Raw genomic sequence first — 256 nt, forward strand, 5'->3', positions numbered from 1 at the left:
CTACTGGAAACATAACTGTGAGGCAATAATGATTGTGGCATCTGGCTACTAATGATGATATCTTTACCATCTTAGTCACAGTCGTTACACTTATAGCTTTCTTGGTATAAATTCACACAATATAACTCGGCTGGCTTCAGCCGTACTTCACGACTATACAGATGATCACCAATCTTCTTCATCTGCTCATGGCATTTTGAACAATCCGTATTAGTTAAATGAATCGTCTTATCCACTTGAGGTAAACCATCCAAAA

1 pseudogene is annotated in these 256 nt (G+C 37.9%); it reads right to left on the minus strand.

The window, feature by feature from the left end:
• Nucleotides 1–256, minus strand: a pseudogene (locus tag FD34_RS08735) (IS66 family transposase zinc-finger binding domain-containing protein); the annotation flags it as partial.

The organism is Limosilactobacillus pontis DSM 8475 (genome assembly GCF_001435345.1).
Lineage (GTDB): Bacteria > Bacillota > Bacilli > Lactobacillales > Lactobacillaceae > Limosilactobacillus > Limosilactobacillus pontis.